This window comes from Mesorhizobium australicum WSM2073, assembly GCF_000230995.2.
Taxonomy (GTDB): Bacteria; Pseudomonadota; Alphaproteobacteria; order Rhizobiales; family Rhizobiaceae; genus Mesorhizobium; species Mesorhizobium australicum.
In genome coordinates, this window is the sequence record NC_019973.1 from 5,156,791 (window position 1) to 5,170,676 (window position 13,886).

Genomic DNA, 13,886 nt, shown 5'->3' on the forward strand with positions numbered 1-13,886 from the left:
TTTTGACGAATTCCCTGCGAAACGGGCCGCTGTTCGCCTTTCTTCTGGCGACGATGCTGACGCTGTGCGCGGCTTCGTCGGCCTTTGCCGTAGAACCGATCAAGATCGCCCGCGACGATGTCGCGCTCGATCTTTCGCGCGCCGTCGAAATCTACCGCAACCAGGGTGAGAACTTCCAGGTGTCGACCGCGCCCGGGCCGGACGGCATCGTGCGGCGGATCGAGGTCGAAGCCAACGATGCCCGTTCGACCGGCGACTGGGCTGTCTTCGCGCTCGCCAACACCACCGACCAGCAACTCGACAGGCTGATCGTGGCGCCGCACTTCCGGCTGGTCAATTCCGGCATCTTCTGGCCGGATCTGGGTTCTACGCGCATCGCCGCCATCACGCCCAGCGAAGGCTTCGCGCTCGACCGCCAGACCAGCCCCGACGCCGACGTGTTCCGGGTGACGCTGAACCCCGGCACGGTGATCACCTTCATCGCCGAACTCGCCTCGCCGAAGCTGCCGCAGGTCTACCTCTGGGATCCGGAATCCTACAAGGATTCGGTCAATTCCTACACGCTGTTTCGCGGCATCGTCATCGGTATCGCCGGCCTTCTGGCGCTGTTCCTGACCATCCTGTTCGTGGTCAAGGGGACGTCGATGTTCCCGGCGACGGCGGCCCTCGCCTGGGCGGTGCTTGCCTATATCTGTGTCGATTTCGGCTTCCTCAACAAGGTCATCGAGATATCGCCAGGCAACGAGCAGATGTGGCGGGCTGGCACCGAGGTGGCGCTGGCGGCGACTTTCGTGGTGTTCCTGTTTGCCTATCTCAACCTCAACCGGTGGCACGGCCATTTCAGCTATGGCGCGCTGGTCTGGATTCTGGGGCTGCTGCTGATCGCCGGTGTCGCAATCGTCGATCCGGCGGTCGCCGCCGGCATCGCCCGCATCTCGTTTGCCGCGACCGCACTGACCGGGCTCGGCTTGATCATCTTCCTCGGTATTCGTGGTTATGACCGAGCGATCATGCTGGTGCCCAGCTGGGTCATGGTGCTGTTGTGGTTATGCGGATCGTGGATGGCGATCACCGGCATGCTCGATAACGACATCGCCCAGCCGGCACTTGGCGGCGGCTTGATCCTGATCATCCTGCTGATCGGCTTCACCGTCATGCAGCACGCCTTTGCTGGCGGTGCGCTGCATCAGGGGCTATTCTCCGACCTCGAGCGGCAGGCGCTGGCGGTCGCGGGATCGGGCGATACGGTGTGGGATTGGGACGTGCTGCGCGACCGCGTGGTGACCAAACCCGACGTCAGCATCCAGCTCGGCCTTGCGCCCAACAGCCTGGGTGGTGCCGCCCGCAACTGGCTGCCGGTGTTGCATGCCGACGACCGCGACACATTCCGCACCACGCTCGATGTGGTGCTGGAACATCGCCGCGGCCGGGTGTCGCAGAATTTCCGCCTGCGTGGCGCCGATGGGCACTATCACTGGTTTGCCCTGCGCGCACGACCCGTCATCGGATCGGACGGCGAGGTCATCCGCTGCGTCGGTACCATGGTCGACGTCACCGAACAGAAGAAATCCGAGGAACGGCTGCTGCACGACGCCGTGCACGACAATCTGACCGGCCTGCCGAACCGCGAATTGTTCATGAACCGGCTGGAGGCGATCATTTCGATCGCCCGCACCGAAGAGAAGGTGCGGCCGACCGTCTTCGTCATCGATATCGACCGCTTCAAGCAGGTCAATGACGGGCTCGGCATCTCGGCCGGCGACACCATCCTGCTCACCATAGCGCGCCGTCTGCACCGGCTGTTGAAGCCGAAAGATTCGCTGTCGCGCTTCGCCGGCGACCAGTTCGCCCTGATGCTTTTGTCCGAGCAGGACCCTGCCCGCATCGCCGGCGTGGCCGATGCGATCAAGCATGCGATCAACAATCCGATCACCTTTGCCAAGCGCGAAATCGTGCTGACCGCCTCGATCGGCCTGATCACCTGGACCTCGGCGCAAACCTCGGCCGAGGACATGGTCAAGGACGCCGAGCTCGCCATGCACCAGGCCAAGCGTTTCGGCGGCGACAGGATCGAGCCGTTCCGCCCGGCGTTCCGCACCGTCGGCACCGATCGCCTGCAGTTCGAATCCGATCTGCGGCGCGCCATCGAGCGGCGCGAATTCACGCTGGCCTACCAGCCGATCGTGCGGCTCGAGGATGGCAGTGTCGCCGGCTTCGAGGCCCTGCTGCGCTGGGACCATCCGCGCCGCGGCATGATCCCGCCGGCCGATTTCATCCCGGTCGCGGAAAGCTGCGGGCTGATCGTGCAGCTTGGGCTGTTTGCCATGCAGCAGGCGGCTGAGGATCTGGCAGGATGGCAAAAGCAGATCGGCGACGCGCCGCTGTCGGTGTCGGTCAACCTGTCCAGCCGCCAGCTCATCCGCCGCGACCTGGTCAGCGACGTGCGTTCCGTGATCGCGCGCGCCAATTTGAAGCCGCGCTGCTTCCGGCTCGAACTGACCGAGTCGCTGGTCATGGACAATCCCGAGCAGACGGCCCATGTGCTGACCAAGCTCAAGCAGCTCGGCATCGGCCTGTCGCTGGACGATTTCGGCACCGGCTATTCATCGCTCGCCTATCTGACGCGGTTCCCGTTCGACACCATCAAGATCGACAAGAGCTTCGTCGACGACAGCACGCCAAAACGCGCGGTGTTGCTCAAATCCATGGTCAACATGGCGCATGAGCTCGGCCTTTCGGTGGTCGCTGAGGGCATATCAGACGAGCGCGATGCGCTGGAGCTGCGCCAGATGGGATGCGAATATGTCCAGAGCTTCATGTTCGGCGCGCCGATGCCGGGTGAGCAGGTGCTGAAGACGTTGAAGGAGCAGTATCCGCTCACGCAGGCCTAATGCATGTCACCCGGAAGTGTCCTCGGTTCCGGAACAACGACATGCACCACTATTGTTGCGAGAGTCGCAGCGCATTGACCAGTGCTGACAGCGCCGCTGGCTGGAGCTGACGACTGGGATAAAACAGGAAAAAGCCTGGGATTGGCGGCGTCCATTCCTCCAGGACGCGGACAAGCCGTCGCTCCGCGATATACTGCGCGACTTGCTCTTCATAGGCGAGACCGAGACCAACGCCGGCGAGCGCCGCCTGAATCACCAGGTGAGTATCGTCGATTATGAGCGAGCCGCTGGCGTTGATCGTGACCGACTTTCTCGCACGCTCGAACTCCCACCGAGATGGACCGCCTGGAAGACGCAGGGCTATGCATTGATGATCCCTGAGATCCCTCGGCTTTTGCGGGATTCTTCGTGATGAGAAATAACCAGGCGATCCCACCACAGCCAGCCGCAACTCCGGCGTGACGCGTACCGCGATCAGATCTTTCTGAATATATTCGCCGAGCTGGATACCGGCATCGAACTCGCCGGCAACGAGGTCTACAGGGCCTGTCGTGGTGACAACGTCGAGAACGATATCGGGGTAGGCCTGCGCGAATGCCGCGAGCCGTGGCAGCAGCACCATTACGGCGGCCGAGCGTGACATCACAATTCGAAGGCGCCCCGCAGGGCGCCGCCTGAGGCTTCGCGCTCCGTCAAGGGCAGCAGCGATTTGCTCAAGCGCCGGAGACAGGTCTTTCAAGAGAGCGGCCCCTGCGGCTGTTGGCGCGACGCTCTTCGTCGTTCGAGCCAAAAGCCGTAGCTCGAGCCGCTGCTCGAGCCCACGGATAGTGTGGCTCAGCGCAGATTGAGACACGCCTAGTTTTGCCGCGGCTCGTGTAAAGCTTCGTTCCCGGGCGACCATCGCGAACGCGGCGAGTTCGTTCAGTTCGCTTCTCATCATTCATGAGTATCACTCATGAGGCCTTGCTGTGCAACAGGCCTATCCTCATAGGTGACTCTGTCCTAGCTTTGATCGGCAACGGCAGATTGAGGTACTCTATGATCGTAACATTCCGCAGCGATAACGTCCTCGGCTGCACCGCCGGCGCCTGGCGGGTCTGGTCGCTCTCGGACGGCTATATCGAGATGTCGGCGGACCTTCTGCGCGGCCCGCGCAACAAACCGGTGCCGCAAGTCGCGCAGGCAGGGGCGCTCCGCCTGTCCGTCAATTGCTTTGCCCTCGCGGGTCCAGGCGTTGACGGCATTCTGATCGACAGTGGAGGAGGCGGCTGGGCCTCAACAACAGGACGCCTCGATCAAACCCTGGTCGAAGCCAGCATCGATCCTGCCTCGATCACGGTCTTGGCGCTCACCCATGCCCACCAGGATCATGTGTACGGGCTTTTGACGCCGGACGACCGGGTCCTCTTTCCGAATTTGAAAGCGATCGTAATCGCCGAGGAGGCTGTGGAGAGCTTTCTCGCCGAAACAAACCTTGCGCGGTTCAGATCCTTGTTGAAGCCCGTGCGGAATGGCGACCAGGTGGCCGAGCGATTGAGAGCAGTTGCCCTGCCGGGTCATGCTCCCGGTCACATCGGCTACGCTTTCGACACGAACGAGGCCCGCTTCCTGTTCTTCGGGGACATCGTTCATGTGCCGGCCTTGCAGTTTGGCAATCCCGCGTTGAGTTGGGGCTATGACGACGACCAAGCGATCGCACGCGCAACGCGCCAGAAGGTTTTCCGCGACGCGGCCGAGGCTGGAACATGGATCGCCGGAGCGCACCTTGGCTGGCCGGGCATCGGCCGCGTGATGCGTGAGGACGGAGCGTACGGCTATGAGCCGGCATAGCGGATAACAAGCCGGACACGCGGTTTCGCCTGTTTACGCAATTCCAAGCCTGAACAGCTCTCGCGCACCGCCATGGGATGAGATTGCGCTAACGGCGCAGCGTTCCGGCTGCGCCTTACCTGGCGAACGGGCCCTGGCCGGCAAAGACGAGGCTCAAGCGTGCCCGGCGGCCAGGCTGAGATGGGCGAGATCGATGCCGATGGAGGCGAGAATCCGGTCGTATTTGCGTTCGATGTCGGCATCGAACAGCAATTCCGGCGTCGCCGGGCAGGTCAACCAGCCATTCTCGGCGATCTCGGTTTCCAACTGGCCGGCGCCCCAGCCGGAATAACCGAGCGCCATGAGCGCGCGGCGCGGCCCGCGCCCTGACGATATCGCCCGCAGTATGTCGACGGTCGCGGTCAGGCAGATGTCGTCGGAAACGGTGAGCGAGGAATCCACACGGTAGTCGCCCGAATGCAGGACGAAGCCCCGGCTGCGGTCGACAGGCCCGCCATTGCGCACGACGAAATCGCGCGCCTGTGCCGGCAGGCGGATCGCCTCCTGCTCGTTCATGATGCCGAGCTGTACCAGAAGGTCCGGGAACAGCATCTGCTGCGTCTGGTTGATGATCAGGCCCATCGCGCCTTCATCGCTATGGGCGCAGATGTAGATGACCGAGCGCGTGAAACGGTCGTCCTTCATACCAGGCATGGCAATCAGGAACTGATCGTCGAGAAAGCCGCGGCCGGCGGCTGTCTTTTTGTGGCGCAACAAATCCATGCCAGGGAAGGTAACGCGTTTCCCCGGCGCCGAAAAGATGCGCCGTAGCGGATTCGACCAAAGCTCATATTGCGAGTCCGGCCTTGGCTTGCCCGCAAAGGTCACGCAAATATGATATCAGCACGGCCATGAAATCATTGCGCGGCCACGAAGGGACGATCAAATCACCGCCATGCAAAGCTTGAAAATCCTGTTGCTCGGCGCCGCCATTGGATTGGCGGCCGCCCTCCCCGCCAGCGCCTCCTCATCCGCCTGGTACAACAGCGAAGGCGGCAAGGTGCGGCTGGTGACATCAGGCAAGCCGGACGACGCCGGCCGCATATACGGTGTTCTCGATATCGCGCTCAAACCCGGCTGGAAGACTTATTGGCGCGACCCGGGCGATGCAGGTGTGCCGCCGCAGCTCGACGTTTCGGCCAGCACCAATATAGCCGATGCGACGCTGTCTTTTCCCGCGCCGCAGCGCCACGATGATGGCTATGGCAAATGGGCCGGTTACAATTATCCGGTTTCCTTGCCCGTGACGTTCACGCTGGCGGCGCCGAACCAGCCGGCGGTGATCGATGCCGACGTCTTTCTCGGCATTTGCGAATCTATCTGCATCCCCGTGCAGACACGGCTGAGCGTCGACCCCGCTTCCGATCCCGATAATGCCGACGACGCGGCGCTGGTGAAGGCGAGTTTCACCGCACTGCCGGCTGCGGCAAAGCCTGACTTCGGCATCAAGGTGCTGCCCGGCGATCACGAGACGCTGGTTGTCGAGGCAAGTTTTCCTGGCGATCCGCAGGCAGCGGATTTCTTCGTTGCCGGCGAACGCGACTATATGTTCGGCACACCTTCCCGCTCGGAAAAGGACGGCAAGCTGATCTTCACCGTGCCGATCCTCGATCGCCCTTCGACGACGCCGACCGACGGCGGGCTTCACTACACGTTGACGAGTTCGGCGGGCGCGGTCGAAGGGTTGCTGCCTTTCCCTTGATGCCGCGATGGTTGCAGGAAGCCGCCGAGTTCGTTACGCAAGCACGCGTCTTTCCCTATTCCAAGCGAGGAACTCATGACCATCTCCGTTGGCGACAAGCTGCCCGAGGCGACCTTCAAGACCATGACCGCGGACGGCGCCAAGCCGATCACGTCGGCCGAGATTTTTCCGGGCAAGAAAGTGGTGCTGTTCGGCGTTCCCGGCGCCTTCACGCCGACCTGCAGCAACAACCACCTGCCCGGCTATCTCGAGAACCATGACGCGATCCTGGCGCGCGGCGTCGACACCATCGCCGTCGTTTCGGTCAACGACGTCCACGTCATGGGCGCCTGGGCGCGCTTCACCGGCGGCGAAGGCAAGATCCTGTTCCTCGCCGACGGCAATGGCGATTTCGCCAAGGCGGTCGGTCTTGACGCGGACTACTCCGGTGGCGGCATGGGCCTGCGTTCGAAGCGGTTTTCGATGATCATCGACGACGGCAAGGTTACCGCGCTCAATGTCGAGACCAAACCCGGTGTCGACGAGTCCGGCGCGGCTCATATTCTCGGCCAGCTCTGAACTTCGACGGCCAATCAGGCGAGGCCGCCATGGCCGGCCTCGCCTGACAAGCAGCCGCGCTCCAAATTGCCGGTTTTCGGGGGGATCCTACGATGTTTGACATCTTCTGGCGCGCTGTCGCGATCGGCGTCGGCGCGACCGTCCTGATGGATCTCTGGGCCTTCTTCCTGCACAAGGCGTTCGGCCAGCCACGCCCGAACTGGGGGCCGGTCGGGCGCTGGGTCTGGCACCTCCGCGACAGGGTGTTTCACGACGATATCGGCGATGCGGCGCCCTACGCATATGAGCAAGCGCTGGGCTGGGCCTTCCATTACTTTGTCGGCATCGCCTACGGCATCATCCTGGTGATGCTGGCGGGCGCGGGCTGGCTGGCCGCGCCGACCTTCCTGCCGGCCTTCATCCTCGGCATCGTTACCGTCGGCGCCGGCTGGTTCCTGCTGGCGCCAGGCATGGGCGCCGGCTGGGCGGCCTCGAAGCGGCCAAATCCGATGCGGATCCGGGCGCTCAATCTGGTCTCGCACACGGTGTTCGCGCTCGGGCTCTACGGTACGGCGCTGCTGATCCGGTAGACAGCTAGCTAGAACAGACTGTTCAGATCCCGCCGCCCGTCGACCACACGGACGATTTCAACCCACTCCACCGGGCCATCGTCCGTGTTTGGAATCGTTTCGTAGAGCAGTACAAAAGGCGCCTCCACCAGCATTCGTGCGGAAGGCCTGATATCCGGTCGCCTGACACCCATGCGCGGCTGGTCTGCCAGCTGCATGGCCCGCGCTTCTAACTGATCGTAGTAACGATCGGCCGCCCGTATGTTTTCGCTGCCTATCGTCACATAGATGTCGATGAGGTCAGCCTTGGCCGCGGGTGACCAGACTAGCCTAACGGCCATTCCGCGAGGCTTCCGTCAGCTCTCGCCGAGCTTCCTTTCGCAACACGTCGAAATCCACAGGCTCCGGTCTCCCGCTTGCCTTGCCTTCATCCCACAACCGTCTCAGCCGACGAACATCGTCATGCCGCAGTTCGCGCTTGGCCAGCCAATCCCGCATCGCTTCACGCACGATCTCGCTTGCAGTGGCATACTCGCCCGCCTCCACGGCCTCGCGCATCAGGGCTGCCTGTTGTGGGGTCACAGCCACGCTCATTTTTTCAACGTTCGCCACGCTGCGTCCTCTCTTGCATTGCTCGATAGTGGGAAATATTACTCCCATCCACATCCTCGAGCAACTGCGATGTCGCGAGAAGAGCCTGTCCTTGCGCTACGAGTACGGCTGCGGTACGCCGATCAGGACAGCCTGTCGATCGGTCGCCATCCATGAATAATTTGGCGCGTGTGGGTATCGAAGGCGAAATAGTTGCCGCCGCCCGCCAGCTGATCGGCTTCGCGGCTGATTTGCCTGCCGCTGAGCGACAGTAGCAGGAGCGTACCGACACCGCCATGTCCGACAAGGGCGATGTTGCTGCCGCCGGCACCGAGGACGGCCTCGACCTCGCTCACGATGCGCTGCTGTGCGTCGATGGCCCGCTCCCAGCCACGAATGCTTTCGTGCGGATTGGCGAAGAACCGGTCGGCGACCGCCTCGAACTCCGGAGGCGGCAGGAAACCCGTCGCCGACCGGTCGTTCTCATGCATCCGTTCCCTCACCTGCACCGCAAGGTCGAGGTGCCGCCCGAGCACCTCGGCGGTTTCAACGGCCTTGCGTTCGCCCGACGACACCACACGCCCGATCGATGCGATCCACGGCTGGTTCAGCATTGCATGCGCCCTGGCACGACCGATGTCGGATAGACCCCAATCCGGCACGGGCACGCTGGCGTCGATCTGAACCTGAGGATGGGTGATGTAATAGGCGATCGGCATAACAGAAATTCTCCTGTCGGCCGGGCGCAGCGAATGCCAGAAGCTCAATAGCTCTGGGTCGAACGACGCGCCTTCGGGGCCAGCGGCTGCTTTGCCTGGACATCCGGCTTTGGCGCCGACACTACCGGCCTGAAAGGCCCTTTCTTGAACGGCGCCATGCCTTCCCTTGCCAGTTCGTCGGCGCGCTCGTTCTCGATGTGGCCGGCATGGCCCTTCACCCAGTTCCAGGTGACCTTGTGGCGCCGGTTGGCCTCGTCCAGCGCCTGCCAGAGTTCGCCGTTCTTGACCGGCTTCTTGTCGGCGGTCTTCCAGCCATTCTTCTTCCAGCCATGGATCCATTTGGAAATTCCGTCCATGACGTATTTGCTGTCGGTATGAAGCTCGACCGTGCAAGGCTCCTTCAACGCATTCAGCGCCGAAATGGCCGCCAGCAATTCCATGCGGTTGTTGGTGGTTTCGGCCTCGCCGCCGAAGAGTTCCTTGGTGGTGCCGTTGAAGCGCAGGATGGCGCCCCAGCCGCCGGGGCCGGGATTGCCCGAACAGGCGCCATCGGTAAAGATTTCAACCTGCTTGCTCATGACACCCCGTTTTCGGCCAATCCATATTCCGAAGGAAATCTGATCGCCCGGTGGAACCGCATCCTTCGGATATATTCGGACGGGTCGCGTTTCATCACCAGTCCGCCATCGGGGACGGTCAGCCAGTCGTAAAGCCGGGTCAGCATGAAGCGTAGCGCCGAACCGCGCGCCAGCATCGGCAGCGCCGCTTTCTCGTCATCGCTCAGGGGGCGCACGCTTTGATAACCGGCAAGCAGTGCCTTGCCCTTGGTAAGGTTGAAGGAAAAATCCTTCTCGAAACACCAGGCGTTGAGGCAGGTGGCGACATCATAGGCATAGAGATCGTCACAGGCGAAATAGAAATCGATCAGCCCCGAAAGCTTCTCGCCCAGGAAAAAGACATTGTCCGGGAACAGATCGGCATGAATGATGCCCTCGGGGAGGCCCTTGGGCCAGTTCCGCGCGAAATCGGCAAAGTCGGCATCGACCTCGGCCGCAAGGCCCGGCTCGACCTCGTCGGCGCGGCCGCGAGACGCATCCCAAAGCTTGCGCCAGCCGTCGAGGGCGAGCGCGTTCGGACGCGTCATCGGAAAGTCGGCGCCGGCCAGGTGCAGCGCCGCCAGCGCCTTGCCGACCTCGGCGCAATGCGTTGCGGCCGGTCGCCGCAGCGAAAGTCCTTCGAGAAAGGTGATGATCACGGCCGGCCGGCCGGCCAGCGTGCCGATGACGCTGCCGTCATGCGCGGTCACCGGCAGCGGGCAGGACACCCCCTTGCTGGCGAGATGGCCCATTAGCCCGAGGAAAAACGGCAAATCCGCCTTTTCGACCCGCTTTTCATAGAGCGTCAGGATGTAGGAGCCGCTCGAGGTGTGCAGCAGGAAGTTCGAATTCTCGGTGCCTTCGGCGATGCCCTTGTAGGATAGGAGATCGCCGACCGGGTAGTGCTTCAGGAAAGCGCCGAGTTCGCCCTCCGCAACGTCGGTATAGACCGCCATGGCCGTTCACGCGGTCCCATTGACGAAGGCCATGTCGGCCGGCGTCAGTTCGACATCGCGCAGTACCCGCATGACCGGAAAATCCTCTGTTTCGGTGGCCGTGACAGCCAGGTCGATGGTGACGTCGAAACGCTGGCGGAACGCGTCGATGATCTCGTCGACGATGATCTCCGGCGCCGATGCTCCCGCCGACAGGCCGAGCGTCGAAATGGTGCCGATATCATTCCACGGAATTTCAGCGGCGCGCTGCACGAGAAGCGACATCGAGGCACCTGCCCGTTCCGCAACTTCGACAAGGCGGCGCGAATTCGAGGAATTGGGGGCGCCGACGATCAGATAGAGATCAGCACCCGGGGCGGTGTCCTTGACCGCTTCCTGGCGGTTGGTGGTGGCGTAGCAGATCGATTCCGCCGCCGGCGCCTGCAGGTCCGGAAAGCGCTCCTGCAACGCGCGGATGATGCCGGCGGTATCCTCGACCGAGAGCGTGGTCTGGGTGACGAAACCAAGTGCTTTTGGATCGGCCGGTACAAGCCGGGCTGCGTCGGCTTCGGTCTCGATCAGCGTTACCGCGCCTTCCGGCAACTGCCCCATTGTGCCGATCACCTCGGGGTGCCCAGCATGACCGATCAACAGCACATGGCGGCCAAGCCGCTGGTGACGCATCGCCTGCTTGTGGACCTTGGAGACCAGCGGACAGGTTGCGTCGAGATAGAACAGGTTGCGCGCCTGCGCATCCGCCGGCACGGACTTGGGCACACCGTGCGCGGAGAAGACGACCGGCGACTGCCGATGTTCGGCCGGGATTTCGGAAAGTTCCTCTATGAAGACGGCCCCAAGGCTCTGCAGCCCCTCGACGACATAGCGGTTGTGGACGATCTCGTGGCGGACATAGACCGGGGCGCCATACTTTTTCAGCGCCAGCACGACGATCTGGATGGCACGGTCCACGCCCGCGCAAAAACCGCGCGGCTGGCAGAGCCGGATCGTCAGAGGAGGCTTGGCGATTGTGTGAAGCATCAAATCCTGCCGGTTGGTCAGCGCCGAAATGAGGTGCCTACCCCTGCCCTGTCAAGGGTATCGGTGGAAAGAGAGGCGTCGCTTGCGTTCATTCCTCTTTCGCGGGCCGGCGAAGCCGGAGGACAAGCACCGCGGCGAGTGCCGCGGCAAGCCCGTACCAGGTGACGGCATATTGCAGATGGCTGTTCGGCAGGTCGATGATGGTGACACCCCCGACCGGAAGGCCGCCGGGATTTGGCGTCTTGTCGGCATCGATGAAGATCGGCACCAAGGTGAACCCAGCCGGCAGGCCGGCGCTCGCGGCCATGACGTCGCGGTCCTTCCAGTAGAAGATGTTCTTCCCCACGTCATTGTCGGGAAGCATCATGGAGGGCTTTGCCGGCAGCGGGTTGCGGGCAAGCCCGGTGACCGTGACCCTGCCCGTTACCTGTCCCTTGGCGCGCTTCGCCGCATCCTTGAGGTCGTAGGGAACAAAGCCGCGGTTGATCAGGACGAAACGGCCATCGTCGAGGGCCAGCGGCGTATAGACATTGAAGCCGGCATCCCCTTCCCAGGTCGCGTAGAAATGCCGCTCGCCGGAATGCAGGAAAGTGCCGGTGACAGTGACCGGCGTGTAGTCGACGTCGCCGGTCGAGGCGAATTCCTTCTCGACCTCGGAAAGCGGTCGTGGCGCCGAATGGGTGCGCTGGTCGATGGTCTGCAGCAGGCCTTCCTTCCAGTGCAGGCGCTGGACCTGCCAGGTGCCCAGCGCCAGCAGCATCAAGAACAACACAAGGCCAAGGACGAACAACAGTGCCGATCGTGGCCGCGAATGGCCGCGGTCTTTCAGGGACGCTTCGCTCATTCGCCGCGATCCAGCCGACCCTCGGCTGCTTTGTTGCTGTATTGCAGGGTGAGCAGCACGCCCTTGATCAACCGAAGCGCCGTGAGACACAGCACCAGGGCCAGTGGGATCCATATCAGCAGATGCAGCCAGAGCGGCGGGCTCAGCGTCACCTCGACCCAGAGCGCCAGACCGACGATGATGAAGCCGATGATCAGGATGACGAACACCGCCGGTCCATCGCCGGCATCGGCGTAGGAATAGTCGAGGCCGCAATTGACGCAGCGCTTGCCGACGGTGAGAAAGCCGGAAAACAGCCGCCCCTCGCCGCAACGCGGGCAGCGGCCGTGCAGGCCGGCCGAAATCGGATCGATCGGAGGCCAGATCGCCTTGTCTTCACTCATGCGTAGTGCCGTAATTCATGGCTATTGCTCGATCTCGATCGGCGTCCCATCGGCCACCATCGCCCAGATTTGTCCATATCGGACTCCGTAACCCCAATGCAGTCATCGGTCCAGTCGACCAATTGAAGCAGCCAGCCCCACTAGCTGAAGCCGCTTCGCCTCCTCGACGCGCAAGACCTTCTCGGGCAAGAGCCGGAATGCCAAGACGTTAAAATGCGCAAATTGAAGTCAGCCGCATCTTTCATCGATTGGCGATCCTTGCGCCGAAAAGAAGAAAGGCGGCCACGTCGCCGCGGCCGCCTTCCCGAAATTGAAACTCAAAAGGCTGGATCAGTGGCCTTCGATCACCGCGCCGACCGATCCCCAGACGTAGATCGAGGCGAACAGGAACAGCCAGACCACGTCAACGAAGTGCCAATACCAGGCGGCCGCCTCGAAGCCGAAATGCTGCTTGGGGGTGAAGTCGCCCTTCATCGCCCGGATCAGGCAGACCAGCAGGAAGATGGTGCCGATGATGACATGGAAGCCATGGAAGCCGGTCGCCATGAAGAAGGTGGCGCCGTAGATGGAATCCTTGAAGCCGAACGGCGCGTGCATGTACTCGTAAGCCTGCACCATGGTGAACAGCATGCCAAGCCCGACGGTCAGCACCAGGCCGTTGATCAGGCCCTTGCGGTCGCCATGGATGAGCGAGTGGTGCGCCCAGGTGACCGTGGTGCCCGACAGCAGCAGGATGATGGTGTTGTAGAGCGGCAAATGGAAGGGATCGAGAACCTCCATGCCCTTCGGCGGCCAGACACCACCGGTAAACGTGTGGCGCGCATAGTTCTGCACCTCACCGGCAAAAAGGCTGGCATCGAAATAGGCCCAGAACCAGGCAACGAAGAACATCACCTCCGAGGCGATGAACATGATCATGCCGTAGCGCAGATGCAGCGACACGACGCGCGTATGGTGGCCTTCATGCGCTTCCTTGATCGTGTCCGACCACCAGGCGAACATGGTGTACAGCACGATCACAATGCCGATGAAGAACAGCCACGGATTGGCGATGTTGACGCCGAAGATCGGGAAGGAGCCGCCTTTCAGGTATTCCATGAGGCAGACACCGCCAAAAGCGGTGACAAGCGCCCCTACCGATCCCAGGAAGGGCCACGGGCTCGGGTCGACGAGATGGTAGTCATGGTGTGGTTTTGCGTGCGCGTCTGCCAT

Annotated in this window: 16 protein-coding genes; 5 read left to right on the forward strand and 11 right to left on the reverse strand. The window is 62.5% G+C overall.

What is annotated here, in order from left to right:
• The first annotated feature begins 2 nt into the window (after window positions 1-2).
• Window positions 3-2,891: an EAL domain-containing protein gene (locus tag MESAU_RS24835; RefSeq protein WP_015318777.1), complete on the forward strand. Its 2,889-nt coding sequence runs from the start codon at window positions 3-5 to the stop codon at window positions 2,889-2,891.
• Window positions 2,892-2,940: 49 nt separating this feature from the next.
• Here the strand turns inward: MESAU_RS24835 and MESAU_RS24840 are convergent, their stop codons facing one another.
• Entirely contained in the window at window positions 2,941-3,831 is an 891-nt protein-coding gene (locus MESAU_RS24840; protein WP_015318778.1) for a LysR family transcriptional regulator, read from the reverse strand.
• Between the two features lie 98 nt (window positions 3,832-3,929).
• Between MESAU_RS24840 and MESAU_RS24845 the strand changes: the two genes are divergently transcribed.
• Complete coding sequence (locus MESAU_RS24845) at window positions 3,930-4,721, forward strand: MBL fold metallo-hydrolase (RefSeq protein WP_015318779.1); 792 nt, start codon at window positions 3,930-3,932, stop codon at window positions 4,719-4,721.
• Window positions 4,722-4,874: 153 nt separating this feature from the next.
• Here MESAU_RS24845 and MESAU_RS24850 read toward each other — a convergent pair whose 3' ends face one another.
• Window positions 4,875-5,483, reverse strand: coding sequence for a YqgE/AlgH family protein (locus MESAU_RS24850; RefSeq protein ID WP_015318780.1), 609 nt, complete (start codon window positions 5,481-5,483; stop codon window positions 4,875-4,877).
• A 172-nt stretch (window positions 5,484-5,655) separates the two neighbouring features.
• Here MESAU_RS24850 and MESAU_RS24855 point away from each other — a divergent pair, with 172 nt between their 5' ends.
• The 3 genes from MESAU_RS24855 (at window position 5,656) to MESAU_RS24865 (ending at window position 7,589) form a co-directional block, all read left to right on the forward strand.
• Window positions 5,656-6,462, forward strand: coding sequence for a protein-disulfide reductase DsbD domain-containing protein (locus MESAU_RS24855; RefSeq protein ID WP_015318781.1), 807 nt, complete (start codon window positions 5,656-5,658; stop codon window positions 6,460-6,462).
• Window positions 6,463-6,537: 75 nt separating this feature from the next.
• On the forward strand, window positions 6,538-7,020 hold the full coding sequence (locus tag MESAU_RS24860) for a peroxiredoxin (RefSeq protein ID WP_015318782.1): 483 nt from the start codon (window positions 6,538-6,540) through the stop codon (window positions 7,018-7,020).
• Between the two features lie 92 nt (window positions 7,021-7,112).
• Window positions 7,113-7,589, forward strand: coding sequence for a DUF2938 domain-containing protein (locus tag MESAU_RS24865; RefSeq protein WP_015318783.1), 477 nt, complete (start codon window positions 7,113-7,115; stop codon window positions 7,587-7,589).
• Window positions 7,590-7,597: 8 nt separating this feature from the next.
• Here the strand turns inward: MESAU_RS24865 and MESAU_RS24870 are convergent, their stop codons facing one another.
• The 9 genes from MESAU_RS24870 to MESAU_RS24910 form a co-directional block, all read right to left on the reverse strand.
• On the reverse strand, window positions 7,598-7,909 hold the full coding sequence (locus MESAU_RS24870; protein WP_015318784.1) for a type II toxin-antitoxin system RelE/ParE family toxin: 312 nt from the start codon (window positions 7,907-7,909) through the stop codon (window positions 7,598-7,600).
• Window positions 7,899-8,180, reverse strand: coding sequence for a ribbon-helix-helix domain-containing protein (locus tag MESAU_RS24875; protein WP_041163894.1), 282 nt, complete (start codon window positions 8,178-8,180; stop codon window positions 7,899-7,901). Before MESAU_RS24875 ends, MESAU_RS24870 begins: the two co-directional genes overlap by 11 nt.
• Before the next feature lie 122 nt (window positions 8,181-8,302).
• Window positions 8,303-8,878 carry a histidine phosphatase family protein gene (locus MESAU_RS24880; RefSeq protein ID WP_015318786.1) on the reverse strand — a complete coding sequence of 192 codons (576 nt, stop codon included), beginning with the start codon at window positions 8,876-8,878 and terminating at the stop codon, window positions 8,303-8,305.
• 44 nt (window positions 8,879-8,922) lie between these two features.
• Window positions 8,923-9,456, reverse strand: a complete 534-nt coding sequence (gene rnhA / locus MESAU_RS24885) for a ribonuclease HI (protein WP_015318787.1) — start codon at window positions 9,454-9,456, stop codon at window positions 8,923-8,925.
• Window positions 9,453-10,430 (reverse strand): homoserine kinase, encoded by a 978-nt coding sequence (locus tag MESAU_RS24890; protein WP_015318788.1) that lies wholly within the window; start codon window positions 10,428-10,430, stop codon window positions 9,453-9,455. Before MESAU_RS24890 ends, rnhA begins: the two co-directional genes overlap by 4 nt.
• 6 nt (window positions 10,431-10,436) lie before the next feature.
• Window positions 10,437-11,447 carry a 4-hydroxy-3-methylbut-2-enyl diphosphate reductase gene (gene ispH / locus MESAU_RS24895; protein ID WP_015318789.1) on the reverse strand — a complete coding sequence of 337 codons (1,011 nt, stop codon included), beginning with the start codon at window positions 11,445-11,447 and terminating at the stop codon, window positions 10,437-10,439.
• A gap of 88 nt (window positions 11,448-11,535) precedes the next feature.
• The gene (locus MESAU_RS24900) at window positions 11,536-12,291 is read right to left on the reverse strand and encodes an SURF1 family protein (RefSeq protein WP_015318790.1); all 756 of its coding nucleotides are present in this window, start codon (window positions 12,289-12,291) and stop codon (window positions 11,536-11,538) included.
• A complete protein-coding gene (locus MESAU_RS24905) occupies window positions 12,288-12,674 on the reverse strand; it encodes a DUF983 domain-containing protein (protein WP_015318791.1) in 387 nt (128 codons plus the stop codon). The genes MESAU_RS24900 and MESAU_RS24905 overlap by 4 nt, the downstream gene beginning before the upstream one ends.
• Before the next feature lie 330 nt (window positions 12,675-13,004).
• A complete protein-coding gene (locus tag MESAU_RS24910; RefSeq protein ID WP_015318792.1) occupies window positions 13,005-13,886 on the reverse strand; it encodes a cytochrome c oxidase subunit 3 in 882 nt (293 codons plus the stop codon).